The following is a 25,113-nucleotide window of genomic DNA, read 5'->3' as shown; positions in this document are numbered from 1 at the left end:
GCTTTCGTGAGTGATCAGGCGTCGCCGTCGCACGCGCGCATACGGCGTTCGAGCTCGCCGATATCCGCGCACGATCCGAGATAGGCGTCGCGGCGGCTATGCTCCGCACGTTCCAGCAGCATCCCGGTCCAGCAGATCAGATGCGGCAGCATGAAGTCCTTTCCGACATTGATTAGGTATCCCAACATGATTCGCTCCACTTGCACCAACGAGACCTTCCATGAAATGCCGGCTGAGCGAACGTGCAAGACGGATGAATCGGAGAGTCGCTGAGGCGGCGGGTGTCGATGCAATGCAGCGACCGTGCCAGTTTCGCCGAGGCCTTGCCAGTCAAGGCTCGGGGCGAAATCAGCCGCGCGCAGGCCGACGCGAGTGTCGGGCGCGAGCCAACGCTTCGTCTTCGGAAAGACGGCGGACGTCGAACACGTCGCCGGACCTCGTCGGAAGCGACTCCTTGCGTGAGATACGGAAAAGGCCGCGAAAATATTCCCTTCGCATGGGATCAAGCTTTCGCGCCGCCGCGCCGTTAATACGGCTGATTGCCGCGAAAGGCGCTTCGCCCGGCGCGCCTGCCCGTAGACCGGCCCGCTTCGGATGGCGCGATAAGATACGGCAGCGTTCGATCTTAGCGTCCCGCAATCGCTCATTCGGAGACAAACGGCTTGCACAGTCGCCACTCGCTCACTTTCAGGATGACGGTGTTCATCGGCGTCGTCTGCGTGCTCCTCATCGGCACCGATCTCTGGCGCAGCGTCGCCGCACGCCGCGCGCAGATCGACGAGATGACGACGGCGACGTCCAACCTCGCGCGCGCGATGGCGCAGCACGCGAACGACGCGTTCAAGGAAGCCGATACGACGCTCATCGGCATGGTGGAGCGCGTCGAGGAGGACGGCACGTCGCCGGCCGACCTCGCGCGCCTGCACCGCTCGCTCGTGTCACGCGTGCAGCAGTTGCCGCAATTGAACGGGCTCTTCATCTTCGACAAGGACGGCGCGTGGATCGTCAATTCGCAGGCGAAGCTCGACTCGCGATTCAATAACTCGGACCGCGAGTACTTCGAATATCACCGCACGCATACCGATCAGGGCTCGCACATCGGGCCGCCGGTCAAGAGCCGTTCGACGGGAAAGTGGATCGTGCCAGTATCACGCCGCATCGACGCGCCCGACGGCAGCTTCGCGGGCGTCGCGCTCGCGACCATCGACATCGATTTCTTTTCGCGCTTCTACGACAGCCTCGATCTCGGCCAGTCGGGCGCGGCGGTTCTCGTGCTGAACTCGGGCACGATGATCGTGCGCCGCCCTTTCGAGGATCGTTTCGTCGGCAAGAACGTGAGCGACACGGCGCTTTATCGCTCGCATCTGGACGGCCGCTCGGGCGTGTTCACGACTAAATCGTCGCAGGATCACGTCACGCGTCTGAACAGCCTGCGGGAATTGCAGGACTATCCGCTCTTCGTCGCCGCAGCACTTTCGGAAGATGAAATCCTCGGCCCGTGGTGGCGCGATACGCTCTGGCACGCCTCCGTCACGACCGTGCTCGCGCTCGTCATCGCGATGTTCGGCGCACGGCTCGTGCGTCAGGTCACGGCGCGCACCCACATCGAGCAGGCGCTCGCCCGCAGCCTCGCGACGACTCAAACCGTCCTCGACACCGCGATCAGCCCGATCATCACCGTGGACGAGCGCGGCGCGGTCCGCTCCTTCAATTCGGCCGGCGAAAAGGTATTCGGCTATAAGGCGAGCGAAGTCATCGGGCAAAACATCCGGATGCTGGTGCCGCCGCCCCATCTGGATTCGTATAACGAATACATAATGCAATTCAAGGGGGAAAGCGGCGTCGCGACGGCCGACTGCGAACTCGCCGGACAGCGCAAGGACGGCACGTCGTTTCCTGCGCATGTATCGACGGGCGCGATGCGTCTCGATGGCGCTTTGCATTTTGTATCCGTAATTACGGATATCTCCAGGCAGCGGAAGGAACGCAGCGAACTGGCGCACGCGCGCGACCAGTTGCTTCTCGCTGCCGACATTGCCGAACTGGGCATCTGGTCGTGGGATCTGGTGACGGACAAGCTGCACTGGAACGCGCGCATGTTCGAGATTTATCAATATCCGCCGGAGATGCTCGATAACGGGCTGCACTTCGAGCACTGGCGCCTGCGCATACATCCCGAGGATCACGACGCGATCATGGCGAACCTGCGCGCGGCCGCTGCAGGAGAGATCGAGACCTTGCAGCCGTTCCGGATCGTCCTGCCAGACGGGACGACGCGGCGCATCCAGAGCGGGCTGCGCACGCAGCGCAACGCGAATGGCACGCCCGTCGTGATGACCGGCGTGAACTACGACGTCACCGATCAGTACGAACTGGAGTTCCATCTGCGCAATGCGAAGGAGCAGGCGGATGCCGCGAGCGCGGCGAAGTCTTCGTTCCTCGCGAACATGAGCCACGAAATCCGCACTCCGATGAACGCGGTGCTCGGCATGTTGCATCTCGTGCAGCTGACGGCGCTCAATGCGCGCCAGCAGGACTATGTGAGCAAGGCGGAAACCGCGGCCAGATCGTTGCTGAATTTGCTCAACGATATTCTCGATTATTCGAAGATCGAAGCGGGCAAGCTGCAGCTCGACAGCCATCCGTTCGAGCCGGAAAAACTGATGGAAGAGCTCGGCATCGTGCTCTCGGGCAACCAGGGCGCGAAGGATGTCGAAGTGCTGTTCGATCTCGATCCGTCCGTGCCGACTGTGCTCGTCGGCGATAGCTTCCGCCTTCAGCAAGTGCTGATCAATCTCGCGGGCAATGCGCTCAAGTTCACGTCGGCGGGGCAGATCGTCGTGAGCGTGCATCGGCTCGACGATTCGCCCGATGCATCCGGCGATGCGGTGCGCTTGCGTATCACGGTCAGCGATAGCGGCATCGGCATCAGCGAGGCACAGCTCGAACGCATCTTTGAGGGCTTCACGCAGGCGGAGGCATCGACTTCGCGCCGTTACGGCGGCTCGGGCCTTGGGCTCGTCATCAGCAAGCGGCTTGTCGCGATGATGGGCGGGCAGCTGGAAGTCGAAAGCCGTGTGGGCGAAGGCAGCCGCTTCTGGTTCGACATCACGCTTGGCGTCGAAACGGCGAGCGCGTTGACGCATGACGAAAGCGCGAACCTCGAACATGGCGCGCGCATTCTCATCGCCGATGACAACGCGATCGCAGGCGAGATCATGGCGCGCACGGTGCGCTCGCTCGGCTGGCGCGCTGACATCGTGACGAACGGACGCGAAGCGGTCGAACGCATCGGCGAAGCTGCGCTGAACGATGCGCCCTACGACATCGCCCTCCTCGACTGGCGCATGCCGGAACTCGACGGGCTCAACGCCGCCAGGCAGATTCACGCGATGAAAGGCCGCGCTGCGCCGCCTCTCGTGCTGCTCGTCACCGCATTCGGCCGCGAGGTGTTGAAGGAGTCGCAGGAAGGCGGCGACGCGCCTTTCGCCGGCTTCCTGACGAAGCCCGTGACGCCGAAGCAACTCGCGGCGGCAATCCGTGCCGCGCTGCCTCGCGACACCGAAACGACGCGGCCCGTCACGCCGCTGCCGACAATGAAAGCGCGCCGCCTTGCGGGACTCGCGTTGCTCGTCGTCGAAGACAATGCGCTCAACCGCCAGGTTGCCGAAGGCGTGCTGCTCGCTGAAGGCGCATCCGTCACGCTTGCGCAAAGCGGCCGTGAAGGCGTCGATCGGGTCATCGCAGCAAACGCCTGCTTCGACGCGGTGCTCATGGACGTGCAGATGCCCGATCTCGATGGACTCGAAGCGACACGCCTCATTCGCGCGGACGGTCGCTTCGCCGCGCTGCCCGTCATCGCGATGACGGCCAATGCATCGGGCGCGGATCGCGATGCATGCATAGCGGCCGGCATGAACGAACATGTAGGCAAGCCAATCGATGTGGAGCGGCTGGTCGCGGTGCTGCGCGCGCACACCGAACGCACGCTGCAAGCGCCGGATGCACATCACGCGAATGCCGATATCGAATCCATCATGGAGCCGCGCGATTCGATCGTCGCGCGTTTCGGCGGCAACGTCGATCTGATCCGCAAGGCGATCGACGGCCTCGACGCGCAGACTGGCAAGCAACTCGCGATGCTCGCCTCGGCGCTCGCGGCGCACGACGTGCGCGGCGCCGCGGCGATGCTGCATGCGATCAAAGGCAGCGCGGGCACGATCGGCGCTGCTGCGCTCGCGCGGCTCGCGAGCACGCTCGAGAAGGACGCGCATCTTCTGGAAGCTGCGCGCGTGGCGTTGCCGCGCATGCAGCAGTTGCTTGCATCGAGCGTGGCGCAACTCGTCGATGAATTCGGTCGGCCCCGATCGCCTGCACGGAACACTTCCAACGTTTCACCGCTGCAAGACTACGACTGGCGCGCACGCCTCACTGCTATCGTCGAATTGCTCGATGCATCGAATCTGCAGGCGATCGCGCTATCCGAGAACTTGTCGCCTTATGCGCCGAGCGCGTATCGCGAGCACTTCGAGCAGTTTCTCGCGTGCGTGCGCGCACTCGAATTCGCGCGCGCATCGGAGATCGCGCGCGATATGCTCGAACAGGTTTGAGCCGAACGAGAACGCTAGACGTTAGCGGCCATTTGCATCGCGAACATACACCGGAAACGGATGGACGTTCGCGCCGCATGCCGAGTCCAGCATCGCGCGCAATTCTTCCCGCGCCTTGCGCGCAGAAGCCAGCGCGCCCTGCACGCGCGCCTGCAACACGGCGGACCTGGCCGGCTTTGCAATGACATCCGCCGCGCCCGCATCGAGCGTGCATTGCTCCGTTTCGACATCGCGCGCATCGGCCAGCACGACGATCGGTACGTGGGCCAGTTCCGACAACAATGCGCGCACCGCCGCGCAAGGGTTATCGCAACAACGCGCATCCAGCACGATCGCATCCGGCTCCTTGCTTTGCGCAAGACCTAGCGCGGCATTGCAATCCTTCGCGAGATCGAGTGCGCCGATGCCTTCGAGCGCATGCCGATGCGCCTCGATCGTGTCGTCCCCGAGGATGCCGAGCACGCGCACGCCCGTAGGTTTCGACGCCGCCGCTTTACCCTGCTCGTGCCGACGCGCCTGCGCCTCCATCACGCGATGCCGCAGACGAAGCTGTGCCCGCACACGTGCCTGCAGGCGCGGCGCGACCAGCGGTTTGATGACGTAATCCGCCGCGCCGATGTTGAAGGCGTCGACTTCGAGCGCGGGCGCGTCGTGACTGGTGACGAATATCACCGGCACGCGCGCGAGCTTCGCATCGCGCTTGAGGATTTCGCAGACATCGAAGCCCGTCATGTTGGGCAGATTGGCGTCGAGAAGGATCAGATCCGGCGTCGACTCGCGCGCCAGCGCGAGTGCCGCTTCGCCAGTGGTGGCAAAGCGCTGGTTGGGGAACTCCGCGAGCATGTCCCCGATGATGCGAATCATCGCCGGGTCGTCGTCGACGAGAAGCAAACGCGGCTGGTACGTTGAGGTGGAGTTCTCTGCTTTATCCATATTCGAACGGTCATTCATCAGACGAGATGCACCTTTATGAACTCTACGCCCGCAATGCGTGCGCCGCAAATTGAAATGCGTGGAGGTATTAATTATCTGATATTTCAGTGCTCGCAGATTTCTGTTCCGCAAATACTTTCGTGCATGGACATATTCATAAGTGAATAAGTAACTTGTTCCGAGCGCTCCGTGCGCGCCCGGCCGTGTCACGTAGGGCACGGCCGGATAAAGCACGTTTGTCCCGCAGATTTTCGCACGGGCGTCCCGAAAAAAATGCTATGACGTTTTTAATCGAATCCGCCGATCAATGTAAACATTCAAAAACGGCTTATCGTTTGCGAGGCTTTTTACATTGCGACCTCAGGGCGCATACTTGCCGCAATATCTATAAAAGCCGGGAAAAAGCCATGTACGGGGAAGCCAGAACGCTCTACTTCGTGGGCCGCGCATTATCGGACGATGTCTCCGAGCGTTTGTGCGCTCGTGGCTGGACCGTCGAGCGCATCGACCCGGCCAAGCCGCCCAAGTCCGCCAAACACGGCAAACGCGCAGCGGCGGGTATCGTCGATCTCACCAGTCGCGGTTTTGCACAGGACGCGGCCGCGCTCACCGCGATGCTCGCAAGTTATCAGATCGGCTGGGTCGCAACCGTCGACGCCGAGCATGTCGATAACCCCGATATCTGCCGCCTCATTCGCGATTTTTGTTTCGACTATGTGACCGTGCCGTCCACCGCCGATCGAATCGTCGATGCAGTGGGACACGCATACGGCATGGTTTCGCTGCACGATGCCGCGAGCAACGATCCGCGCAAGGACGAATGCAAGGAAGGCAGCATGGTCGGTTCCTGCGATGCAATGCAGGCGCTTTATCGCTCGATTCGAAAAGTCGCGATGACCGATGCGCCCGTCTTCATCTCCGGCGAATCGGGCACGGGCAAGGAACTCACCGCTGTTGCGATTCACGAGCGATCCGTGCGGCGCGAGCGGCCTTTCGTCGCGATCAACTGCGGCGCGATTCCCGCGCATCTGTTGCAGTCGGAACTCTTCGGTTATGAGCGCGGCGCATTTACCGGCGCCAATCAACGCAAGATTGGTCGCGTTGAAGCGGCCGACGGCGGCACGCTCTTTCTCGATGAAATCGGCGATCTGCCGCTCGAAAGTCAGGCGAGTCTGCTGCGCTTTCTTCAAGAGCGCAAGATCGAGCGCCTCGGCGGACAAGGTTCGACGGACGTCGATGTACGCATCATTTCGGCGACGCACGTCGACATGCAGACGGCCATGCTCGAAGGACGCTTCCGCGCGGACTTGTACCATCGCCTGTGCGTATTGCAGATCGACGAGCCGCCGCTGCGCGTGCGCGGCAAGGATATCGAACTGCTTGCGAATCACATGCTCGATCGCTTCAGAAAGGACGCGAGCCGGCGGCTTCGCGGCTTCGCGCCGTGCGCGATTGCAGCGCTGCATAACTATGGCTGGCCCGGCAATGTGCGCGAGTTGATCAATCGCGTGCGTCGCGCAATCGTCATGTCGGAAGGAAGGCAGATTCTCGCCAGCGATCTCGAACTGGGCGAATATGCGGAAGCCGCGCCGATGACGCTCGCACAAGCGCGCGAAGCAGCCGAGCGACAGGCTATCGACGTGGCGTTGTTGCGTCATCGCGGACGTCTCGGCGAAGCGGCGGACGAACTGGGCATCTCGCGCGTCACGCTGTATCGCATGTTGACTGCCTATGGCTTGCGCGCCAAGGCCGACAGGCCGCTGGAGGCATCAGGCGGCTGACCGGTGCGCGAATCATGATTCGCTTAAAAGGGCAATAAGGAACCTTCATTCGCCTTCGCCGCTCCAATCACGGCGTCATGAAAGCGTGAAGCGGCATTCACACCGCATTCGTACCTCACGCACGTCGCAGTTCCTCTCGTAGCGCTCCCGCGCTACGCAGTCTCGTTTCAATCATTTGCGGCCCGCCTGCGTATCTTCGGCGCGCTCATTCTGCGCTAATGCGCCATGCCATAACATTCATTCGCACGCATGATGCGTCGCGAATTCTTATGGGCGTGCCTAGCGAGTAACGTCTGGTTGTCAGTCATGGCTTTCTATAACAACGCTTCTCTCATTCGTCAATTTTCGAACTATGCAGTGCCCACCGTGCTGGCTGCATGGGTGTACTGCATGCACTCGGTCATCAGCGGCATCTTCATCGGACGCCATGTCGGCCCAGATGCGCTTGCCGCGTTGAATGTGCTCGTTCCGTTGCTCTATCTGCCTTACGCATTCAGCGTGATGATCGGCGTCGGCGGATCGACGCTCGTCTCGAGATTGCTCGGCGAGCAGCGCGAACGCGATGCCGCCGAAGCATTCACACAGGCGCTCTGGCTGCTCGGTCTATGCGGCGTGACATTCGCGATGGCGATCCATTTCTATGCCGATACCTTCGTGCAATGGACGGGCGCGCGCGGCGAGCTTGCGCTGCTCGCGAAAGACTTCCTGCACGCCTATGCGCCTTTCGTTCTGTTTCCGACCGCATGTTATGCGCTCGAACTGTTCTTGCGAATCGAAGGCGCGGCGAAGTTCGGTCTCGTCTGCCTGATCGCGGGCGGCATCGCCGATGTCGCCTTGACATGGTGGATGGTGAGCCACATGCAATGGGGCATGCGTGGCGCGGCGCTCGCATCGGGCATCAGCCAGGCGCTCGCCTGCATGCCGATGCTCGCCTACCACTTCGTCAAGGCCCGGCACGTTCGGCCTGTTGCCCATGCTTTCACGCGGCTCGATCACGCATGGCGCATGGCTTATAACGGGGCATCGGAGTTTCTCGGCGAGATCGCGCCAAGCGTCACGCTCTTCGCGTTCAATCACGCTGTATTGCGCTGGCTCGGCGACACCGGCCTCGTTGCGTTCGCAGTCGTGGAATACATGACGATGATCGCGTCGGTCACGATGGTCGCGCTCGTACAGAGCATGCAGCCTATCGTGAGCTTTCAGCGCGGCGCGGGCAACGCGCATGCCGTGTCGCGCGCGTTTTCGATCGGCGTCATCGTTACGGCAGGCTTCGCACTCGCCGCCGCTTTCGCGATCCTCGCGCTCGCGCAACCGCTCGGGGCGCTCTTCGTGCCCGACAGTCCTGCAGCACAAGCGCTTCTGGGCGACGCATTGCCGTGGTGCGCGCTCGCGTTCCTGCCTGCCGCGATCAACGTAGCGATCAGCGGCTATCTGACGGCCATCGAAGCGCCGCTCGCGTCGATGATCGTCGCCCTGTTGCGAAGCTGGCTGCTGCTCTTGTCGATGCTCTGGCTTCTGACCGAATGGTTCGGGCCGCGCGGCATCTGGATGACCGTCGCCATCACCGAGCTTGCGACGCTGGCTCTGAGCATCGTGCTGTATCGCACGCGCGGAAGGCGGTTCGAATTGCCCGCGCCAGCGACGACGAATCAGGCGCTTTTGTAGGCAACGAGTCCGACCCACTCGCGGCCATCGAGAGGGAAGTATTCCGGATTCACGCCGCGAGGACACGGCGTGAATTCCACGCACTCGATGCGAAAACCCGCGAGCATGAATTCGCGGGCGAGTATCGTCGGGTCCATGAGGTTGACTGTCGCGGGCAATAGCTTTGGCGCGAGTGCATAGCGATCCGAATCCTCCGTCAATCCTGGCCATGCATTGCCCGATACGATCGCCCGCTCGTAGTCGGAAATCATCTTCGCCATGAAACGATGATACGGCGTGAAGCACAGCACGAATGCCTTGCCGTTGGGTTTGAGCCAATCGTATAGCCGGGCGACGCCCGTGCGGAAATCATCGGGCGCGAGGAAATGGAGCACGTGAGACGCGAGAATCACGTCGAGAGAAGAGGCTTCGAGTTCGTAGTGCGGGAACGCGCCTTCCAGCAAGACGAGATTACTGACGTACGCGGCTGGTGCAGCCTGCCGGATTTGCTCCAGTTGCGCCCGGGAAATGTCATTCGCAACCACGCGCGTGCGTTTGCTCAACGCAGGCAGGGACGCGGTTCCATAACCTGCGCCGATATCCAGCACTACGCCACCCCGCTTGCGAGCGAATCGAATGAACGCGCGCGTGTACTTTGACAGCGGGAAAGCCGAGCCATGCCGGCTTTCCGTCAGGCGTTCTGCGCTCATGCTTATCCTCGCAATCAGGCGTCGCGCGTCAGATGAAAGCGTCGATCGACCGATGCGAGCAGGCGTCTCGACAAGCGTGTAGCACGCCCTTGAATCAGCTGGTCCGACACACGCGACAATGCATAAGAGACGACGAGCACCGCGATCAGCGTCGCGCCGAACAACGCGAGCGACGTCTCTCCATTCTTCTGTCCGAATGAGCGATCGAAGAAATGAAACGTCACGTAGACGCAGATGAAGTGCCAGAGATAAATACCATAACTTTCGCGGCCGAGCGCGGCGGCGGCGCGTCGAACGAGTGTGACGCGCGGCACGGCATGCTTGTTATCGCGATGCTTGCGGGCATGACGTGAACACACGAAGAGCAGAAAGGCCACGGCGCTGCATGCCGCGAATACGGGCGCGAGTGCATGCGCCTTGTCGAGCCACACGCCGAGCGCTGCGGTCATGAGCGCAAAAGCCAGCGCCAGTGAAAAATACAGTAAAGACACGCGCGCCGTCACGTCGGACACGCCGAGAAGATGCGAGCGAAATGCATACCACGCCCACATGCCGACGATGAAGCACGGACCCTGCACGGGCGGCCAGAAATAGCTGAACGTGTTATTGGCGACATTGCAATCGAGCGTGCCGTTGCAATCGGCCATCGACATCACGGCATACGAGAGGCCGAGCAACAACACCGTAGCCAGCAAGAGGCGCGCGCGATTCATCGCGAGAAAAAATAGAAGTGGCGCAATCAGGTAGAACAGCATCTCCACGCCGATCGACCATCCGCCTGGCACGACGTTATTGATCGCTGTCGGCGAAAGCGCATGCAGAAAGACCAGGTTGAGCAGCACGTCCATCGGCCCATGTGCGCCGAGAATCCATGCGCGTTCGATGCCCGAGCGCGTCGCGCCATAGCTGATGAGTCCATAGACCGCGATCGCTGCGTAGTACATCGGCGCTATGCGAAAGAAACGCTTGATATAGAAGCGCAACGTGACATGACGCGCATCCGCGCAGCGCGCGTGATCCACTTCGAGCGTCATGAAGATCGTGATCGCGCTGATCACGAAGAACAACTGCACGCCGTATTGGCCCATGCGCGCAATGAGCGTGACGGTGCCCGGCAGATTGGGAAACTGAAACGACAGGTGTACTGCGACTACCCCGACGATCGCGAGCGCCCGGCCAGCGTCGAGCGCGGCAACACGTCCTTTATCCATCGATACTCTCCTCGCGGTTCATGCCGACCTACAAAAAAGGCCGCGAGGCTCGTGGACAGCCGCGATTTCAATGAAGTTCCGCCGGACAACTCATTCAGATGACACTCTTACAACAAGAAACTTCATACACGTATGGATACATTTCTATGGCGCATTCTGACGGAGAAACCGCAGTATGCGGCTGACGACGGTGCTCGGCTGCTCCTGCTGCACCCAATGTCCTGCGCCTTCGATCAGATGCATCGCGCGAAAATCGGTGCAGGCCAGCACGCGCATCGCTTCGAAATCGCCCGGCCGCTGGTAATAGCCCCAGTCGCTCGCGCCTGCGATAAAGCATGACGGCACGTCGATAGTGCGCCCCGACCACATCCGCAGTGCAGCAGCAAGACTCGGATCGGTGCCGCACCGATACCAGTTCAGTCCACCCTGAAATCCCGTGCGCGCGTACTCACTCGCATAGACGTTCAAATCGCGCTCGGACAGCCAGGCGCATCCGGCGATTTGATCGGCGTCGGGCGAATGTTCGGCGACGGTTTGCGGCATCGTCGCATCCGCGTTCATCACGTAGTACGTGGGCAGCAAAGCCAGTTGATCGGCAGAAACGGATGCGAGCGGATGCGGATCATTGTCCGGCCAGTCCGCGCTCTTCATGTGGTAATACGCGCGCAAGAACGCGGCGAGTCCTTGCGGCGGGTGCCACATGTCGTCATTCGCCTGCGCGCCCGAGTAATACCATTGATAGTGCTTGCGCGGCGGATCGAGCGACGCGAGCTCGGCGACCGCTTCGGCCATGAGCGATTGCGCCGTCTCGACGCGCGCGAGCCTTGCATCGTCGTTCGCGGTATTGAAGGGGAATGCGGGCGGCCCCGCAAAAGGCGCGCTCATCATCACGACCGATGCGAATACATCGGGACGAATCAATGCACACCACGCGGCAACGGGCGAGCCGAAATCGTGACCAATAACCGATGCGACGCTGCGATAACCCAGCGCCGACACGAGACCCAGTACATCGCGGACCAGATTCGGAAATGTGAACTCGTCGAGATCGGTATCGAATGAAGCAATACCGCCGATAGTGCGCCCATAACCGCGCTGATCCGGCGCGACGACATGAAAACCCGCATCGGCAAGCGGTTTCATGATCTTGCGCCAGCTATAAGCGAGTTCAGGAAAGCCGTGAAGGAGCACGATGCAAGGCCGACCGGGGATATCGAATCCGGCTTCGAGCACATGCATCGAAAGGCCATTGCCATTGTCGATCATGCGCGCGCGAATGCCGTCCGGTAGCGGCAGATCGTTCGATGTTTCATTCATGCGTGTCTCCTTGCGATGCGATCATGCGCTCATGCTTCGAGCAAGGCCGCGAAGCGATCCGCGAGCGTCGGGCGGGAACGCATCGGCCATATTGCGCTGAGTTCGAATGGTGGCAGGTTATCGCCGTCGCGCACGTCGCAGAAGCGCACGCCGGCGAACTGCAACGCAGTCACGGACTGCGGCAGGAGCGATGCGCCGCATCCGGCCGCGACGCAAGCCAATACCGTCAGAGAACGATTCGCGTCCTGCACGACGTTGGCTTCGCAACCCGCTTTACGAAAAGCACTGAGGATGCCCGCGCGAACTACCGGCAATTGATCGCTCGGAAACCATACGAGGCCTGCATCGGATAACTCCTTCAAACCGACTTTTCCATCGTCGCCAATAACAAAAGACATCGGCAGTACCGCGAGCAAGCGCTCTCTCACGATCAACTTTTCGCGCATGCGCCCGCCCACGGCAACAGGCGTATGCAGCAAGCCGATATCGATCGTTCCTTTCTCCAACGCGCTTGCCTGCTCCGCATTGCTCATTTCTCTTAGCATGAGTTCGACGTTCGGCACCTCTTCGCGCAGCGCCGCAATCGCGCGAGGCAACAGGCTGAAAAGTGCCGCCGATGCAAAGCCTATCGTCAGACGCCCGCCGCGCTGCGCACCGATTTCACGCGCACGATGCGATGCCGCGTCAATGCGCGCCACGCTCAATCGAATGTCTTCGACGATTGCGTCGCCCGCCGGAGTCAATTGCGCGCCACGTCGCGTGCGCTCGAAAAGCTTCACGCCAAGATCGCGCTCCATGCGCGAAAGCGCCTGACTCAACGCGGGTTGCGCAATATCGAGTACCTCGGCCGCGCGCGTGACGCTGCCTGCATCGACTACCGCGAGAAAGTATTTGAGGTTGCGCGTCTCCATCTTGCGAGCATATCAAAATGCTATGAAAGATGAACGTATCCATAGTATGCGCGGCCGCGATTCGTTTTTAGAATTCAGTGGCATATTGAACAAGAGCCGGCCAGAGGCCAGCACAGGAGACGCGAGATGAATTGGTACCGTGAAATTTCCACGGCGGAAAGACGCACGCTTTGGGGATGCTTTGCAGGCTGGGCGCTCGACGGCGTCGATACGCAGTTATTCAGTCTCGTCATTCCGACACTCATCGCGACATGGGGCATCGGAAAAGGACAAGCCGGTCTGATCGGCGGCGCGACGCTCGTCGCGGGCGCATTGGGCGGACTCTTCGCGGGCGTGCTTTCCGATCGAATCGGACGCGTCAAGGCCTTGCAAGTCACGGTTCTCTGGTTTTCGCTTTTCACGTTTCTCAGCGCCTTTGCGCAGGATTTCGAACAGTTGCTCGTGCTCAAGTCGCTTCAGGGACTCGGCTTCGGCGGCGAATGGACGGCGGGCGCAGTATTGTTGAGCGAAACGATTCGCGCGAAACATCGCGGCAAAGCTATGGGCATCGTGCAAAGCGCATGGGGCTTTGGCTGGGCCGGTGCGGTTCTGCTCTATGCAATCGTGTTTTCATGGGTATCACCCGACTGGGCCTGGCGCGTGCTGTTCGCCGTCGGCCTCATTCCGGCTGTGCTCGTCATTTATATGCGCCGCAATATCGAAGAGCCGCCGCGTGAATCGAAACCTGCCGAAAAGGAACATGCACAACGTCAGAGCGCTCTCGCCATTCTCGCTGGAATCTTTCATCCTTCTGTGCTGCGCACGACGATCGTCGGCGGATTGATCGGGCTCGGCGCGCACGGCGGCTATCACGCCATTACGACATGGCTGCCTACCTACCTGAAAACCGAGCGGCATTTGTCGGTGCTCGGCACGGGCGGCTATCTGGCTGTCGTGATTACGGCATTCATCATCGGATGCTTTGTCAGTGCATGGCTGCAAGACAAGATCGGTCGCAGGAAGAACGTGATTCTCTTCGCTGTCTGTTGCGCGGTCACGGTCAACGTCTATGTGTTCCTGCCCATCGGCGATATTGCCATGCTCGTATTGAGCTTCCCGCTCGGTCTGTTCTCCGCGGGCATTCCCGCAACGCTCGGCGCGCTCTTCAACGAGCTCTATCCGCAAGGCGTGCGCGGTACGGGCGTCGGCTTCTGCTACAACTTCGGACGCGTCGTGTCGGCGGCGTTTCCGGTGCTCGTCGGCCACATGGGCAATTCGATGCCGATCGGACAGGCAATCGGCATCGACGCGGGCGCGGCCTATGGACTCGTCGTCGTGGCCGCGTTGCTCTTGCCTGAAACGAAAGGCCGTCGCATTGCTGTTGTGCCTGGTCAAGCTGCGTCGAACGAGCGTTCGCCCAAGCATGTCTGAACTTTCCATGACGCGTTCACTTCATTCCACGCTCGGCGATGAGCAATGGCTCGAATCGAAGCCTGCCGCCATCGAAGCGATCGACAGTCACGCGCATGTCTTCGTGCGCGGCCTGCCGCTGGCACCGCATCGTCGACACGCACCCGACTACGACGCAACGCTCGATGCCTATGCGGAACACTTGCGCACCAACGGCGTCTCTCATGCGGTGCTCGTGCAACCGAGTTTTCTCGGCACCGACAATTCGTTTTTTCTCGATGTGCTGCAGCGCTATCCGCAACGCTTTCGCGGTGTGGCCGTTATCGATCCTTCGATCAGCGACGCGGAGTTGTATCGCCTCGCGGCACTCGGCGTCGTCGGCATGCGGCTCAATCTGATCGGGCTTGCGTTGCCCGATCTGCGTGAAGCGCGTTGGCGAGCGTTATTCGAGCGCGTCAACGCGCTCGGCTGGCACGTCGAGATTCATCGCGATGCCGTGGACTTGCCGATGCTTATCGCGCCATTGCTCGAACAAGCCTGCACAATCGTGATCGATCATTTCGGCCGTCCCGATCCGGCATTTGGCGCCGACGATCCGGGCTTTCGCTATCTGCTGACGACGGCGCAATGCGGCCGCGTGTGGGTCAAGCTATCGGCGGCTTACCGCAGCGCGGAAGGCGAAACCGGCACGTCGCTCGGTCAGACGCTCACGTCCGCCTTGCTCGATTCATTCGGCGCAGCGCGGCTCGTGTGGGGCAGCGACTGGCCGCACACGCAACATCAAAGCCTGATGGACTACGGCGCATCGCGCGATGCGCTCGACCGCTGGATTCCCGACGCATCGCTGCGTACCATCGTGTTGCGCGATTCGGCGCGTGCGCTGTTCCGCTTCGAATGACGTTCGTGCGAGCGCCGAAGCGCATCGCGCGTTAGCATTGCAGACGCTGGCGCATGCATCGACGCTGAACACGAACTATCTTTCCGGAACCTTAGCCATGACCACTTCATCCTCGCGCCGCCGCGCGGCCTTTCGCGAACGGGTCAACGCTCGCAGCGCCCTGCTGCTGCCCGGCGCATTCAACGCAATGAGCGCGCAAGTCGCCGCCGATCTCGGCTTCGAGGCGATCTACATCACCGGTGCAGGTGTAACCAACATGTCGCTCGGCCTGCCGGATCTCGGCTTCATGGGACTCGCGGAAATCGCGGAGCATACGTCGCGCATCCGCGATGCAGTGGACCTGCCGCTTATCGTCGACGCGGACACGGGCTTCGGCAATGCGCTCAACGTGCGTCACACGGTACGCACGCTGGAGCGCGCGGGCGCGGACGCCATTCAGCTCGAAGATCAGGTTATGCCGAAGAAATGCGGGCACTTCGCGGGCAAAGCCGTGATATCGACGAATGAAATGGTAGGGAAGATACGCGCAGCGGCGGATGCCCGCGAAGACGATAACTTTCTGATCATCGCGCGCACCGATGCGTGCGCGGTGGAGGGCTTCGATGCAGCGATCGAACGAGCACGCGCATTCGTCGAAGCGGGCGCCGACATTCTCTTCGTCGAAGCGATCGAAACGCCGGAGCAAATCGCGTCACTGCCGAAGCTGCTCGACGCGCCGCAACTGATCAACATCGTGATCGGCGGAAAGACGCCTGTTACCGACCGCGCGGATCTCGAACGCCTCGGCTTCAGCCTCGTGCTCTATGCAAATGCGGCATTGCAAAGCGCCGTGCGCGGCATGCAGACCGCGCTCGGCGCCTTGAAATCGCAGGGACGTCTCGACGAAAATCCCGCTGTCGTTGCGCCTTTCGCCGAGCGTCAGCGGCTTGTGAACAAGCCGCTTTTCGATGAACTCGACCGCAAATACGCTGCGGACTGAATGCATCGCCTGAAGCGGTCACATAGACCGCTTCGGTCATTCACGCATTTAGCGCGAGTACATTGCGTTCCAGTCGGACTGCGACACGCGTGCGCTACCCGATTGCGATGCACCATTGGCTGCGCCGCCGTAGGCCGTCGCACCATCGCGTGCGGCGAGCTTCGCTTCGGCCGCTTGAATGGCTTCGGGATAGTGCGCCTGATCGCCGTCGCCGACGTGATAGCCGACGCTCTCCAATGCCGCCAATTCCGCGCGCACTTGAGCGCGCGTGATCTGGCTTTGCGCGAACGAAGCGACGGGAATGACGAGAGCGGTTGCGACGAGTGCTGCGCGGATGATCGACTTCATGATGAAACTCCAGTGTTATGAGGTGCCCGGCTTCGAACACAGTGCCTTTCGAAGCAGTGAAAGCAGTTTATGACGCAGGTGCTCTCGGGTTAACCCCTAGCGCAAGAAAGCACCTTTCACCGAAACGCGCTTAATCGAGAATTTGCTATGCTGTCCGCCGGACTGAATGCAAAAGCACAGTGCGTTCGCCTCATGGCGCAAGGCGCCCTTCAAACACTGGAGATAAAGATGGCAAAGGGATATTGGGTCAGTGTGTACACAAAAATCATGAAGCCCGATCAGGTTGCGGAATACTCGAAGATCGCAACGCAGGCTATTGCAGAAGGCGGCGGCCGTCCGCTCGTGCGCGGCGTTGCGTCGATGGTGCAAGGCGAAGGCGTGCTCGAGCGCACCGTCGTCATCGAATACGATTCACTCGAAGCAGCCGTCGCCGCCTATAACAGTGCAACGTATAAGCGCGCACTGGAAGTGCTGGGCGATTCCGTCGTGCGCGACTTCCGCATCGTCGAAGGCGTCGCTTAAATCCAGCTCGTCATTGGCCGATGCTCGCAGCGCTCACGCACCCACGGCATCGGCCAATTCGTTCATATCCTTGGCAACGACATCCCAATCGCTTTCGGCTTTTAAATCCACTGTCTGAGCGGGACCGCGTTCATAGGGCCGTGCGATGAACGCCGTGCGCAACCCACACCTTCTTGCCGCCGCGAGATCGTCGTTATGCGCGGCGACGAGACATACTTCTTCCGGCGTCAGCATCAACACTTCGGCCGTGCGCAAATACGCCTGCGGATCGGGCTTATAGATTTGCGCAATCTCCGCGCCGAGAATCGCATCCCAAGGCAGACCGGCGCGCTTCGCCATATCGACCATTAATCGAATATTGCCGTTCGAAAGCGGCGCGATGATATGGCGCGCCTTGAGCCGTTGCAAACCCGTTATCGAATCCGGCCACGGATCGAGCCGATGCCATGCAAGATTCAACTCTTCGAGCGCTTCGGCAGCCACGGCATTCGGATCGATGCCGAACTCCGGCAGCACGTCGAGCAGATTCTCGCGATGCAGCACATCGAGCCGCACGAATGGCCGCTCCCCGTTGATCACCTTGCGCATCGCAGGCACGTAGCGGCTTCGCCATGCATCGGCGAACGCTTCGGGCGTTGCGTCGATTGCGCCGTGGCGTTGAAGAAATGGCGCAGCCTCGCGTGCAACTCCGCCGCGCCAGTCCACTACCGTGCCGAATACGTCGAACACGAAGGCCTTTACGTTTTGCAGCGTCACGTCGTTTCTCCTATCGGTGATTCATTCGTCTGATCGATTTCGCTGCGGCCCATTTGTTCCTCGCACGCAAGACTGATTGTCCATCACGGGTGTACGCAAGGAATCTCGAAAGGCCTAGATTACGAGCCATCGGAGCCGTCGGTCCGATCCGCAACAGGCCCAAACCAACATTCATCGAGGTTCATCATGAGCAACGCAAGCAAAGTCGCTATCGTTACCGGTGCATCGCAAGGCATCGGCGCTGAAATCGTCAAGGCATTCCGTGCGCAAGGTTATCGCGTCGTCGCGACCGCCCGCTCGATTCAGCAACCGGACGATCCGAACGTCGTCGCTGTCGCCGGTGATATCGGCGATCGCGCCACCGCGCAGCGCGTGGTCGAAGCGGCAATCGCAAAGTTCGGCCGCATCGATACGCTCGTCAACAACGCCGGCATATTCGTCGCGAAGCCTTTCACGCAATATACGCAGGAAGACTATGCCGCGGTTCTGAACGTGAATGTGAATGGCTTCTTCCACATCACGCAACTGGCTATCGAGCAAATGGAAAAGAACAAGAGCGGCCACATCGTCAGCATCACCACGTCGCTCGTGGATCATGCGGTAAGCGGCGTGCCTTCGGTACTGGCGTCGCTGACCAAGGGCGGTCTGAATTCCGCGACAAAGTCGCTTGCTATCGAGTATGCGAAGTCAGGCATTCGCGCGAATGCAGTGTCGCCCGGCATCATCAAGTCGCCGATGCATGCGCCCGAAACGCACGACGCGCTCGGCGCACTGCATCCGATGGGACACATGGGCGAAATGAGCGACATCGCGAACGCGGTGCTGTATCTTGATGCGGCGCCGTTCGTGACGGGCGAGATCCTGCACGTCGACGGCGGTCAAAGCGCGGGACATTGATCGATTCTTTACCCGTTGAGGATGCGCCTCTCGCAGGCGCTTCGTCGTTTCCCACTCAAGGAGATCGTCATGCCGATCGTAACGATTCAGGTGACACGCGAAGGCAACAAGCCCGGCACGAACGCGGTGACTGCCGAGGAAAAGAAGCAACTCATCGAGGGCGCGAGCCAACTCCTTCTCGAAGTATTGAACAAGCCGCTCGATACCACGTTCGTCGTCATCCAGGAAGTGGAAATGGAGAACTGGGGCGTGGGCGGCATGACAGTACCGGAATATCGGCGGCAAAAGCAGGCGAAGAAGGATTGACGCGAACCGAAACGCGGGCATCGCTACATGACCTTTGACGATGCCCGCCGTTTCATCGGCTCATTGCCCCGGCGAATAGAGATCGAGCAGTTTCAGCGTCACGCCATTCGTCCATCCGAAACCATCCTGTAACGGATATTCCCCACCTCCTCCGCCGCCCGTTCCACTACCTTCCACGATGTACTTCTCAACGAGCTTATGTTGAGTGTTATAGACGTTATTCACGTCGGCAAGAAAGCGCGTGCCGATCTGTTGCGCGAGATCGCTGCGCCCATAGCGCTTCAATCCTTGCACGGCGATCCAGTGCAATGGCGCCCAGCCATTCGGCGCGTCCCATTGCTGCGTCGTGTTGTACGTGGTCGTCGTGAGTCCGCCCGGCTTGAGCAAGATCGCTTCGACGGTTTCCGCGGTCTTGTGCGCGCGCTCCGGCCACGCCACGTTGGCGAAGAGCGGATAGAGCATAGCAGCCGATGGGTTGTTGCGCGGCTGACCGAGTTTCCAGTCGTAATCGCCGTAATACCCGTTCTTGTTCCAGAGATATCTGTTGATGCCGATCGCGCGTTTGGCCGCACGCCCCACGAATTCGCCGACACAACGGAAATCACGCGCCTCGCCGCAACCGATTGCGATCGTCGTTTCGAGGTGGAACATCAGGCTATTCAAATCGACGGGAATGATCGATGTCGTGCGGATCGTCGCAAGCGTCATATTGTCGCCGAACCAGCGCGAGCTGAAGTCCCAGCCGCTTTCAGCCGCCGCACGCAAGTCGCGATACACCTCGTTCGCCGGACGGTTCGTGACCAGCTTGGCGGTCGCCACGTCTTCCGAGTAGGACTCGTCGCGCGGCGTATCGCGTTCGTCCCAATACCGATTGAGCACGGTCTTGTCCGGCATCATCACGACGTTGCGTACCGCGCCGCCTGGCCGCAGCGTATCCGCTCCTTGCATCCAGTAATCATGTTCGCGGCGCAATTGCGGCAAATACTTCTGATAAACACGTCCACCTTCCTTGTGCGCGGCAAGTTCGACCATATAGGAGAAGAACGGCGGCTGCGAACGGCTCACATAGTATGTGCGATTGCCATTCGGAATATGGCCGATCGTGTCGATCAGATACGCGAAGTTATCGAGCATATCGTCGACGAGATCTTCGCGGCCTGCCTCCTGCAGACCGAGCATCGTGAAATAGGTATCCCAGTAGTAACCTTCCCGAAAGCGTCCGCCAGGCACCACGTACTGCTTTGGCATCGGAATCAGGGAACTGTTGGCGGGTACGTTCGCGGTCGTCGTCAGACGCGTGAGTTCGGGCCAAAGCCAGTCGATATGTTCGCGCAGGCTCTGATTCGGCGGCGGCGTAATCACCTGATCCGTCGGCGGCGTGAAGTATTGTGCGACGAACGTCGCGAGCGAGAAGCCCGGCACCGACATCTGCTGATGATAAGCCTGCACGATCTGCGCGGGGTCTATCTTGGGTATGGCATCGACGAAAGTCTTCTGATCGGGATAGACGCCCTGCGTCTGCACGGCGACGAAAAGGTCACCGTATAACTCGCTGGGTGGCGGCAGAAGCGTATACGCCGTTTGTGCGTCGGCATAGGCGACATTGGCAGCCGAGCTCATGACGAGCCAGGCGCACAGCATTCCGCGTGCCTTTATGCGGAAGCGCCGCGACGCGTCGTGCGCCGCTGGATCCGATGACAGTACGATCATGTTCACTCCTTCGAAGGGTGATTAAACCGGACTGGTCTCGCTCGGGCCTTTCTTGTTGTTATCGATTTACAGCACGGCGAAGCATCGCACGCTTGTACGAAGCTGGCAACCCTCGAAGAAGGAAGCGAACGGGCTATTGAATGGCCAGCGCCTTGTGCGCTTCCGCCTGGAATCGGGTCGGCGTGACGCCGGTCTGCTTGCGAAAATAGCGGCTGAAATAAGCGATATCGGCAAAGCCCAGTCCATGTGCGATCTGCTTGACCGACATGCTGGAATAAACGAGATCGCGCTGCGCCTCGCGCACAAGATGCTCGTTGATCATTGCGAGCGGCGAACTCGAGATCTCTTCGCGGCATATCCGCCCGAGTTGTGTGACCGTCATGCCGAGCTTCTGCGCATAGAACTCGACAGGTCGATGCTCGCGAAAATGCGCGGCCACCAGTTCCCTGAAGCGCTTGATCTGCTGCGCCCGCCTTTCGGTCGATGCGACACTCGGCGCAGATGCGCTTTCGCATAGGCGCACGACATGCACAAAGAGTGCAATCAATAGCGACATGCCCGCCGCCATGTGACCGCGATTCGTCGCGCGGAATTCCTTCTCGAGCAATTCGACGATCGGCAAGAATGCGCTTTCCTTCATGGAGTGGGCACTCATGCGCGAGACGCCTGCGCGTTGCAACACCGGAACGAGTCCCGGCGCCGCGATCGATGCCAGCGCCTCGATCGATCTTTGCGCGACGGTCACGACGAGACCATCCACGTTCGGCGCGAAGTTGAATCCATGAACCGTTTGCGCGGGCAGCATGATGACGCACGGCGGCACGAGATCGATCATGCTGTTCTCGATCAGCACTTGCCCGCCGCCGCCGCGAATGTACAGAAATTGCAAGAGCGCGTCGTGGCGATGCGCGTCGATATGCCAGTCGTTGGGCGCGCTGCGCTCGACGATCCATTCGAAGTTGAACGCGTCATACCACGGTGGACGCGCCGATTCCCCGTACAAGTTGTAGTTAGGGATTTTCCTCATATCCTGCGTCTCCTGATGCACAAATTGTCCTGTCGTCTGCGTCCTTTGTCCAATCTTTCGTGCATGGCCGTGAATATACTTTTTTCACAGGCAAGGCTATCGGCGCCTTTGCATCGAACGAACTCAGGAGACAAGGATGACTAATCAGGTCGCGCGGGATCACACCGCGCAGCATTGGCTCGGCCTCGAATCGAGCGTATGCGTAGTGACGGGTTCGGCCGGCGGAATCGGGCGCGCCATTGCATCGACATTCGCCGATGCGGGCGCAAGGCTCGCGCTACTCGATCGCGATGAAGCGGGCTGCAACGATGCGGCGCAAGCATTGCGCGCGACTGGCGTCGATGCTATCGCCATAACTTGCGATATCGGCGATGCAACGAGCGTGAACCGCGCACGCGATCAGGTTGCACGCAAGTTCGGTCAGGTCGATGTGCTCGTCAATAACGCAGGTCTGTTGCGCGCGGGCGGCATCGAAGATATCGGCCTCGATGCATGGAATGCGATGCTCGCCGTCAATCTCACCGGCTACATGTTATGTGCGCAGGCATTCGGGCGCGACATGCTCGCGCGCGGCGCCGGAAGCATCGTGCATATCGCATCGGTGGCGGCGCATCATCCGCAGACGTGGAGCGGCGCATATAGCCCGAGCAAGGCGGGCATCGCAATGTTATCCCGTCAGATCGCCGCCGAATGGGGCGGGCGCGGCGTGCGCAGCAATACGGTCTGCCCCGGCATGATCCGCACGCCGCTTTCGATGGCGTTCTATGAGCAAGGCGATGTCGAAGCGCGCCGCAGCGCAATGATCGCAAGCCGGCGCATCGGCGAACCGCGCGATATCGCCGAGGTGGTTGCATTCCTCGCAAGCCAGCGCGCGGCCTATGTGAACGGCGCGGAGCTTGCCGTCGACGGCGGCTTCGAATGCATGTTGATGGATCTCGTTCCACGTCCCGGCTTCGAAGCGCCGCGCAACGCCTGACACGCTGCTTCTCATCTCACGGGCGTGCGAAGCGCCCGGCTTCAATCAAAGGACTTCATCATGACTACCGTAACGCGGTCGTCCGATCTCGCTTGCGATGTGCTCGTGATCGGCTCGGGCGCCGGCGGCCTTTCCACGGCCATTACAGCGAAGAAGCAAGGGCTCGACGTGATCGTCGTCGAGAAGGAGGAATACTTCGGCGGCACGACCGCGTTCTCGGGCGGCGTCTTGTGGATACCGGGAAATCGCCACGCGAAAGAAGCGGGCGTGCAGGATACGCGCGAAGCCGCAGTTCGATACATGCGCAGCGAAACGGGCGCGATGTATGACGAAGCAGCCGTCGAAGCGTTCCTTGAAAGCGGCCCACGCATGATCGAATTCTTCGAGCGCGAGACCTCGGTCGAATTTCTGCCGACGCTCTACCCCGACTATCATCCCGATGCGCCGGGCGGTGTCGACGTGGGACGTTCCGTCGTTGCAAAACCGTTCGACGCACGCGCGCTTGGCAAGGACATCGTGCGCCTGCGCCCGCCGCTCAAGACGATAACTTTCATCGGCATGATGTTCAATTCGTCGAGCGCGGATCTCAAGCATTTCTTTAACGCGACGAAATCGATCGAATCCGCGTGGTATGTCGCGAAGCGACTCGCGAGCCATATCCGGGAACTCGCACAATACAAGCGCGGCGTGCAGATCACGAGCGGCAACGCACTCGCCGCGCGCCTCGCGAAATCCGCGCTCGATCTCGGCATTCCGATTCACACGCGAACGGGCGCGAAAGAACTGATTACGGTGAAGGGCCGCGTGACCGGGGCGATCGTGATTGCGAACGGACATGAAACGCGCATCGTTGCGCGACGCGGTGTCGTGCTGGCGTGTGGCGGCTTCTCTCACGACGTCGCGCGCATCGCAAAGGCCTATCCGCATGTGCGGCGCGGCGGCGAACATGTATCGCCTGTGCCGGCAGGCAATACCGGCGATGGCGCGCGCATGGCCGAGCGCGTGGGCGGACGTGTCGATATTCGCTATCCGCAGCCCGCTGCGTGGATGCCGGTCTCGCGCGTGCCGCTAAAAGGCGGCAAATACGGCGTGTTCCCGCATCTGCTCGATCGCTACAAGCCGGGCGTGATCGGCGTGACACGCAGCGGCGTGCGCTTCACCAACGAATCGAATTCCTACCACGATGTCGGCGCAGCGATGATCGAAGCCTGTCGCGATGAAAGCGAAACAGCCATGTGGCTCATCTGCGACCACGCGACGATTCGCAAATACGGCCTCGGCTTTGCAAAGCCCGCGCCGCTACCGGTCGGTCCTCATCTGAAGAACGGTTATCTCGTCAAAGGCCGCACGCTCGCGGAACTGGCACGGCGGACAGGCATCGACGCCACAGCGCTCGAAGCGACGGTCCGCGACTATAACCGCGATGCCACGCAGGGCAAGGACACCGCTTTCGGCCGTGGCACGACATCTTTCAACCGCTATCTCGGCGATGCCGCTCACAAGCCGAATCCTTGCATCGCACCGATTGGCGACGGTCCGTACTACGCGCTCAAGGTCGTTATGGGCGATCTCGGCACCTTCGACGGAATCGCGACGAATCCGCATGGCCAGGTACTCAAAGGCAGCGGGCCGATACCAGGGCTCTATGCCGTCGGCAACGACCGCGCGAGCGTCATGGGCGGCAACTACCCCGGCGCGGGTATCACGCTCGGTCCAATCATGACGTTCGGTTATCTCACCGGATTGCATCTCGCGGGCAGCGTCGACGCGCACGCGAAGTCCAGCGAATTGAGGAGCGCAGCATGAGCAAGCCTTTCATCGATCACCGCATCTATACGATCAAGCCGCGCGGCATGTCGGAATTCATCGACGTATTCGACCGTCTAGCGATGCCTATTCAGACCAGATATCTCGGCGCGCCCGTAGGTTTCTATATGAGCGATATCGGCGCGTTGAATCAGGTCGTGCATCTGTGGGGCTACGAGAGCATCGCGGATTACGACCAGCGGCGCACCGCGCGCGACAACGACCCCGAATGGCCCGCTTATCTGCATGCGTCGGCGCATCTCATCGTCGCCCAGGAAAGCCGCATCATCAGGCGCGTCGAGTTCAAGAGTCTTTCGCCAGCAGTTCGATAAGCGCGCGGCATAGCGGCACGACGAAGGCCGCATTCTTCCGCTTGCACATG

22 protein-coding genes are annotated in these 25,113 nt (G+C 60.8%); 12 read left to right on the top strand and 10 right to left on the bottom strand.

Features of this window, described 5'->3' with window-relative positions:
- Nucleotides 1-14: 14 nt before the first annotated feature.
- The gene (locus NCR93_RS20975; RefSeq protein WP_235366224.1) at nt 15-188 is read right to left on the bottom strand and encodes a DUF3563 family protein; all 174 of its coding nucleotides are present in this window, start codon (nt 186-188) and stop codon (nt 15-17) included.
- 474 nt (nt 189-662) lie between these two features.
- On the opposite strand from NCR93_RS20975, the gene NCR93_RS20970 reads away from it, so the two are divergent.
- Entirely contained in the window at nt 663-4,610 is a 3,948-nt protein-coding gene (locus tag NCR93_RS20970) for a response regulator (RefSeq protein ID WP_241814117.1), read from the top strand.
- 21 nt (nt 4,611-4,631) lie between these two features.
- On the opposite strand, the gene NCR93_RS20965 is transcribed toward NCR93_RS20970, so the two are convergent.
- Entirely contained in the window at nt 4,632-5,543 is a 912-nt protein-coding gene (locus NCR93_RS20965) for a response regulator (RefSeq protein WP_033536196.1), read from the bottom strand.
- A gap of 407 nt (nt 5,544-5,950) precedes the next feature.
- Between NCR93_RS20965 and NCR93_RS20960 the strand changes: the two genes are divergently transcribed.
- Together NCR93_RS20960 and NCR93_RS20955 are read left to right on the top strand one after the other, a co-directional pair.
- The gene (locus NCR93_RS20960) at nt 5,951-7,324 is read left to right on the top strand and encodes a sigma-54 dependent transcriptional regulator (RefSeq protein ID WP_008347976.1); all 1,374 of its coding nucleotides are present in this window, start codon (nt 5,951-5,953) and stop codon (nt 7,322-7,324) included.
- Nucleotides 7,325-7,681: 357 nt separating this feature from the next.
- Complete coding sequence (locus tag NCR93_RS20955; protein ID WP_239294912.1) at nt 7,682-8,989, top strand: MATE family efflux transporter; 1,308 nt, start codon at nt 7,682-7,684, stop codon at nt 8,987-8,989.
- On the opposite strand, the gene NCR93_RS20950 is transcribed toward NCR93_RS20955, so the two are convergent.
- The 4 genes from NCR93_RS20950 to NCR93_RS20935 all read right to left on the bottom strand — a co-directional run bounded on the left by NCR93_RS20950 (nt 8,974) and on the right by NCR93_RS20935 (nt 13,117).
- On the bottom strand, nt 8,974-9,678 hold the full coding sequence (locus NCR93_RS20950) for a class I SAM-dependent methyltransferase (RefSeq protein ID WP_175980785.1): 705 nt from the start codon (nt 9,676-9,678) through the stop codon (nt 8,974-8,976). The two genes, NCR93_RS20955 and NCR93_RS20950, sit on opposite strands and share 16 nt — an antisense overlap.
- Before the next feature lie 14 nt (nt 9,679-9,692).
- Complete coding sequence (locus NCR93_RS20945) at nt 9,693-10,889, bottom strand: acyltransferase family protein (RefSeq protein ID WP_175980783.1); 1,197 nt, start codon at nt 10,887-10,889, stop codon at nt 9,693-9,695.
- A gap of 144 nt (nt 10,890-11,033) precedes the next feature.
- Nucleotides 11,034-12,206 (bottom strand): alpha/beta hydrolase, encoded by a 1,173-nt coding sequence (locus tag NCR93_RS20940; RefSeq protein ID WP_175980781.1) that lies wholly within the window; start codon nt 12,204-12,206, stop codon nt 11,034-11,036.
- A gap of 29 nt (nt 12,207-12,235) precedes the next feature.
- Nucleotides 12,236-13,117 (bottom strand): LysR family transcriptional regulator, encoded by an 882-nt coding sequence (locus NCR93_RS20935; protein ID WP_008347970.1) that lies wholly within the window; start codon nt 13,115-13,117, stop codon nt 12,236-12,238.
- Between the two features lie 126 nt (nt 13,118-13,243).
- Between NCR93_RS20935 and NCR93_RS20930 the strand changes: the two genes are divergently transcribed.
- The 3 genes from NCR93_RS20930 to NCR93_RS20920 all read left to right on the top strand — a co-directional run bounded on the left by NCR93_RS20930 (nt 13,244) and on the right by NCR93_RS20920 (nt 16,383).
- Nucleotides 13,244-14,527 (top strand): MFS transporter, encoded by a 1,284-nt coding sequence (locus NCR93_RS20930; protein ID WP_175980778.1) that lies wholly within the window; start codon nt 13,244-13,246, stop codon nt 14,525-14,527.
- Nucleotides 14,528-14,534: 7 nt separating this feature from the next.
- Nucleotides 14,535-15,404, top strand: a complete 870-nt coding sequence (locus NCR93_RS20925) for an amidohydrolase family protein (RefSeq protein ID WP_239294910.1) — start codon at nt 14,535-14,537, stop codon at nt 15,402-15,404.
- Nucleotides 15,405-15,501: 97 nt separating this feature from the next.
- Nucleotides 15,502-16,383, top strand: coding sequence for an isocitrate lyase/PEP mutase family protein (locus NCR93_RS20920; protein WP_175980774.1), 882 nt, complete (start codon nt 15,502-15,504; stop codon nt 16,381-16,383).
- A 48-nt stretch (nt 16,384-16,431) separates the two neighbouring features.
- Here the strand turns inward: NCR93_RS20920 and NCR93_RS20915 are convergent, their stop codons facing one another.
- On the bottom strand, nt 16,432-16,731 hold the full coding sequence (locus tag NCR93_RS20915) for a DUF4148 domain-containing protein (RefSeq protein ID WP_008347964.1): 300 nt from the start codon (nt 16,729-16,731) through the stop codon (nt 16,432-16,434).
- Between the two features lie 228 nt (nt 16,732-16,959).
- Here NCR93_RS20915 and NCR93_RS20910 point away from each other — a divergent pair, with 228 nt between their 5' ends.
- The gene (locus NCR93_RS20910; protein ID WP_008347963.1) at nt 16,960-17,253 is read left to right on the top strand and encodes a DUF1330 domain-containing protein; all 294 of its coding nucleotides are present in this window, start codon (nt 16,960-16,962) and stop codon (nt 17,251-17,253) included.
- 33 nt (nt 17,254-17,286) lie between these two features.
- On the opposite strand, the gene NCR93_RS20905 is transcribed toward NCR93_RS20910, so the two are convergent.
- Nucleotides 17,287-18,009 carry a haloacid dehalogenase type II gene (locus NCR93_RS20905; protein WP_008347961.1) on the bottom strand — a complete coding sequence of 241 codons (723 nt, stop codon included), beginning with the start codon at nt 18,007-18,009 and terminating at the stop codon, nt 17,287-17,289.
- 186 nt (nt 18,010-18,195) lie between these two features.
- Between NCR93_RS20905 and NCR93_RS20900 the strand changes: the two genes are divergently transcribed.
- Nucleotides 18,196-18,906, top strand: coding sequence for an SDR family NAD(P)-dependent oxidoreductase (locus NCR93_RS20900; protein WP_175980772.1), 711 nt, complete (start codon nt 18,196-18,198; stop codon nt 18,904-18,906).
- 69 nt (nt 18,907-18,975) lie between these two features.
- A complete protein-coding gene (locus NCR93_RS20895; RefSeq protein WP_008347957.1) occupies nt 18,976-19,212 on the top strand; it encodes a tautomerase family protein in 237 nt (78 codons plus the stop codon).
- Between the two features lie 60 nt (nt 19,213-19,272).
- Here the strand turns inward: NCR93_RS20895 and treA are convergent, their stop codons facing one another.
- Nucleotides 19,273-20,922: an alpha,alpha-trehalase TreA gene (gene treA, locus NCR93_RS20890; protein WP_175980770.1), complete on the bottom strand. Its 1,650-nt coding sequence runs from the start codon at nt 20,920-20,922 to the stop codon at nt 19,273-19,275.
- Between the two features lie 133 nt (nt 20,923-21,055).
- Nucleotides 21,056-21,949: a helix-turn-helix domain-containing protein gene (locus tag NCR93_RS20885; RefSeq protein ID WP_175980768.1), complete on the bottom strand. Its 894-nt coding sequence runs from the start codon at nt 21,947-21,949 to the stop codon at nt 21,056-21,058.
- Between the two features lie 136 nt (nt 21,950-22,085).
- Here NCR93_RS20885 and NCR93_RS20880 point away from each other — a divergent pair, with 136 nt between their 5' ends.
- The 3 genes from NCR93_RS20880 to NCR93_RS20870 are packed head-to-tail and all read left to right on the top strand — an operon-like array spanning nt 22,086 to nt 25,063.
- Nucleotides 22,086-22,925, top strand: a complete 840-nt coding sequence (locus NCR93_RS20880; protein WP_175980766.1) for an SDR family NAD(P)-dependent oxidoreductase — start codon at nt 22,086-22,088, stop codon at nt 22,923-22,925.
- A gap of 60 nt (nt 22,926-22,985) precedes the next feature.
- A complete protein-coding gene (locus tag NCR93_RS20875) occupies nt 22,986-24,731 on the top strand; it encodes an FAD-dependent oxidoreductase (protein WP_175980763.1) in 1,746 nt (581 codons plus the stop codon).
- Nucleotides 24,728-25,063, top strand: a complete 336-nt coding sequence (locus tag NCR93_RS20870; RefSeq protein ID WP_008347947.1) for an NIPSNAP family protein — start codon at nt 24,728-24,730, stop codon at nt 25,061-25,063. The genes NCR93_RS20875 and NCR93_RS20870 overlap by 4 nt, the downstream gene beginning before the upstream one ends.
- The last annotated feature ends 50 nt before the right edge of the window (nt 25,064-25,113 follow it).

The organism is Caballeronia sp. ATUFL_F1_KS39, from assembly GCF_023630985.1.
In the GTDB taxonomy this organism is placed as follows: Bacteria; Pseudomonadota; Gammaproteobacteria; order Burkholderiales; family Burkholderiaceae; genus Caballeronia; species Caballeronia zhejiangensis.
Note: the sequence above shows the minus strand (reverse complement) of the source record. Positions and strands in the feature narration are given on the sequence as shown.